Here is a 4,007-nt window from a genome sequence, read left to right as displayed (position 1 = left end):
CTCCGCGTCCCATCAAGAGCCGAACGCGGAGCGTCCGTTGAGGCATTCCCACGCAGAGCGTGGGAACGATCGGTGGTGGGCCGGCTTAGAGGACCATCGCCGCCACCCAGCCGAACACCAGCAACGGCAGGTTGTAGTGCAGGAAGGTCGGGACCACGGTGTCCCAGATGTGGTGATGCTGGCCGTCGATGTTCAGGCCCGAGGTCGGACCGAGGGTCGAGTCCGACGCGGGCGAACCGGCATCGCCCAGCGCGCCGGCGGTGCCGACGATGCACACGATCGCGATCGGGCTGAAGCCCAGTTGCACGCACAACGGCACAAAAATCGCGGCCAGGATCGGCACGGTGGAGAACGACGAACCGATGCCCATGGTCACCAACAGTCCGACCAACAACATCAGCAACGCGCCAATGCCTTTGCTGTGGCCGATCCACGAAGCCGATGTTTCGACCAGTGTCTGCACTTCACCGGTGGCTTTCATCACCTCGGCAAAACCGGAGGCGGCGATCATGATGAAACCGATCATCGCCATCATCTTCATGCCTTCGGTGAACAGGTCGTCGGTTTCACGCCACTTCACGATGCCTGACACCGAAAAAATCAGAAAGCCCGCCAACGCACCGATGATCATCGAGTCCAGCAACAGCTGAATGATGAACGCCACCGCGATGGCCAGACCGGCGATCATCAGGCTCAGCGGGTTGTACTGCACCGCGACCTGTTCGACTTGCTCGATCTTTTCCAGATCGTAGACGCGCTTCTTGCGGTAGCTGACAAACGCTGCCGCGAGCCCGACGACCATGCCCAAGGCCGGAATCCCCATGGCATGGGTGACGTTGATGCCGCTGATGTCCACCCCGCTACGGGCGACGTTGGCCAGCAGGATTTCATTCAGGAAAATGTTGCCGAAGCCCACGGGCAGGAACATGTACGGTGTGATCAGACCGAAGGTCATGACGCAAGCAATCAGTCGGCGGTCCAGCTGCAGCTTGGTCAACACATATAAAAGCGGCGGCACCAGCAGCGGAATAAAGGCGATATGTATCGGCAGGATGTTCTGCGAAGCGATGGCCACCACCCACAGCAAACCGATCAACAGCCATTTGACCTGACGGCCACCGCTGGCGTGCTGGCGATCGACCATAAGCAAGGCTTTGTCTGCCAGCGCGTGCGCCAGCCCGGACTTGGCAATGGCCACTGCGAAAGCGCCAAGCAATGCGTAGGACAACGCGACCGTCGCACCGCCACCGAGGCCGCTATTGAAGGCTTTGAGTGTGGCGTCAACGCCCAGGCCACCGGTCAAACCACCCACCAGGGCACCTACGATCAGCGCGATTACGACGTGCACGCGGGACAGACTGAGGATCAGCATGACGCCGACCGCAGCGATTACAGCATTAATCATCGTTACCTCAAGGCAAACGGAAGAGCCCGGCCGGCAGTCTGCAAAGAGCCGCCAGCGGATGGAATGTGAGGGTTTTATTAGAGGGCGCGCACTTTGCCGGACCATTAACGCCTTGTCAAAGCGATCACGACCCCTTGTAGCAGCTGGCGAAGCCTGCGTTCGGCTGCGTAGCAGTCGTAAAACCTGCGCATGTGGTGTGCCTGAAACACCTCAGCCCCCGAATTGACGACTGCTTCGCAGCCGAACGCAGGCTTCGCCAGCTGCTACAGGTTTTGTGTGATGGCTTATTTGATTGAACGAATAAAGAAAGCCGAATTGCGGCCGTTACAGTGCAAAGTCTCAGATAAATATCGAATAAGGACGTCTCCATGTCGCTCAGACAACTTTCCATTCAATGGAAAATCACCCTGCTGGCCGGGCTGTGCCTGGCCGGCATCGTGACCCTGCTGGTGGGTCTTTCGCTGTATCGCATGGAGCAAAGCTCCGAGATGGTGAAAGCCTCCAGCATGGAGATGCTCACCGAGGCAGCCCAGGCCCGGATCGAATCCCAGGGTGAAAACCAGGCGCTGGGGATTCGCCAGCAGTTCATGGACGCCTATCAATACGGCCACGGTTTTTCGCGTCAGGTGCTGTTCCTGCGCGATCAGGCCGAGAAGCGCTTCCTCGATGCCTTTGACCTGCGTGAGGACCTGACGCGTCAGGTCAAGTCGGCCCTGCAAGCCAACCCCGACTTGCTCGGCCTCTCGCTGGTGTTCGAAGCCAACGCGCTGGACGGCAAGGACGATCTGTTCGCCGGCCAGGCCGAGCTGGGCAGCAACGACAAGGGCCGTTTCGCGCTCTATTGGTCGCAACCTGTGCCTGGCAAGGTGACGTCGATGGCGCTACCGGAAAGCGACATGGCCGACACCACCACCGGCCCGAGCGGCGAACCGGCCAACGCCTGGTTCACCTGCCCGCGCACGACCCTCAAGCCCTGCGTGATCGAACCTTACTTCTACGTGATCGACGGCCACAATGTGCTGATGACCAGCATCGTTTTCCCGCTGATGGTCAACGGCAAGGTCATCGCTTCGCTGTCGGTGGACATCAACCTCAACAGCCTGCAAGCCATCAGCCAGGGCGCGAGCAAAAAGCTCTATGACGGCCAGACCAACGTCAGCATCATCAGCCCGGTCGGGTTGCTGGCCGGTTACAGCCCGGACGCCAGCAAACTCAGCCAGCGCCTGGACGCCGTGGACAAAACCAACGGTGCCGAGCTGATCCGCATGCTCGCCGCCAGCAGCAAGACCGAAAGCCTGCACGGCAATCAACAGCTCAAAGTGCTGTCGCCGTTCCAGCCGATTCCCGGTGGCAAGTCCTGGGGCGTGTTGCTCGAGGTGCCGGAGAAAGTTTTGGTCGGCCCCGCCGAAGCGTTGAAAAAGCAACTCGATGAAAGCAACACCGCCGGCACCCTGATCGAACTCGGCCTGGGTGTACTGGCCGCATTGATTGGCCTGTTGCTCGTGTGGTTGATGGCCCGCAGCGTGACCAAACCGATTTTGGGTGTGGCGCAGATGCTCGAAGACATTGCCAGCGGCGAAGGCGACCTGACCCGCCGCCTGGCCTACGACAAAAAGGACGAACTCGGCCAATTGGCCGGCTGGTTCAACCGCTTCCTCGACAAGCTGCAACCGATCATTGCCGAGGTCAAACGCTCGGTGCAGGACGCGCGCAACACGGCGGATCAATCGTCCGCCATCGCCACGCAGACCAGCGCCGGCATGGAGCAGCAATACCGTCAGGTGGATCAGGTCGCGACCGCTTCCCACGAAATGAGCGCCACCGCTCAAGACGTCGCTCGCAGTGCAGCGCAAGCGGCACAGGCAGCGCGGGATGCGGATCAGGCCACCCGTCGCGGTCTGACCGTGATCGACCGCACCACCGCCAGCATCGACAACCTCGCCGCCGACATGAGCGCGGCGATGGTGCAAGTCGAAGGCCTGGCGGCCAACAGCGAGAAGATCGGTTCGGTGCTGGAAGTGATTCGCGCCATCGCCGAGCAGACCAACCTGCTGGCGCTGAACGCCGCCATCGAGGCCGCTCGTGCCGGTGAAGCCGGGCGTGGTTTTGCCGTCGTGGCCGATGAAGTGCGCAACCTGGCACGCCGGACCCAGGAGTCCGTCGAAGAAACCCGCCTGGTGATCGAGCAGTTGCAGAGTGGCACTCAGGACGTGGTCGGCTCGATGAACAGCAGCCATCGTCAGGCTCAGGGCAGTGTCGAACAGGTCGGTCAGGCGGTGACGGCGCTGCGGCAGATTGGTGAGGCGGTGACGGTGATCAGCGACATGAACTTGCAGATCGCCAGTGCTGCGGAAGAACAAAGCGCCGTGGCCGAGGAGATCAACAACAACGTGGCGACGATTCGGGATGTGACAGAGTCGCTGTCGGGCCAGGCCAATGAATCGGCGCGGGTGAGTCAGTCACTCAATAGCCTGGCGAATCAGCAGCAGAGCTTGATGGATCAGTTCAGGGTTTGACCTGACGCCGATCGTTCCCACGCTCCGCGTGGGAATGCCGCCAGGGACGCTCCGCGTTCCGCTTTGGGATGTGACGCAGAGCGTCA

General features: G+C 61.0%; 2 protein-coding genes and 1 pseudogene. 2 read left to right on the top strand and 1 reads right to left on the bottom strand.

The window, feature by feature from the left end; genetic code table 11:
• Positions 1-85: 85 nt before the first annotated feature.
• Positions 86-1,402 carry a Na+/H+ antiporter family protein gene (locus AC3WP4_RS28440; protein WP_162493974.1) on the bottom strand — a complete coding sequence of 439 codons (1,317 nt, stop codon included), beginning with the start codon at positions 1,400-1,402 and terminating at the stop codon, positions 86-88.
• A 371-nt stretch (positions 1,403-1,773) separates the two neighbouring features.
• On the opposite strand from AC3WP4_RS28440, the pseudogene AC3WP4_RS28435 reads away from it, so the two are divergent.
• A pseudogene (locus tag AC3WP4_RS28435) lies at positions 1,774-3,063 on the top strand (cache domain-containing protein); the annotation flags it as partial.
• 102 nt (positions 3,064-3,165) lie between these two features.
• Positions 3,166-3,921 carry a methyl-accepting chemotaxis protein gene (locus AC3WP4_RS28430; protein WP_371916924.1) on the top strand — a complete coding sequence of 252 codons (756 nt, stop codon included), beginning with the start codon at positions 3,166-3,168 and terminating at the stop codon, positions 3,919-3,921.
• Positions 3,922-4,007 lie beyond the last annotated feature (86 nt).

Source organism: Pseudomonas sp. FW305-20 (genome assembly GCF_058788075.1).
The sequence above is the reverse complement of the archived record's forward strand: the minus strand, read 5'-3'. Positions and strand labels throughout refer to the sequence as shown.

What these genes read in the sequence shown, in the direction of transcription:
- AC3WP4_RS28430 (WP_371916924.1), top strand. Translation starts at nt 3,166, where the DNA reads ATGGAGCAGCAATACCGTCAGGTGGATCAGGTCGCGACCGCTTCCCAC.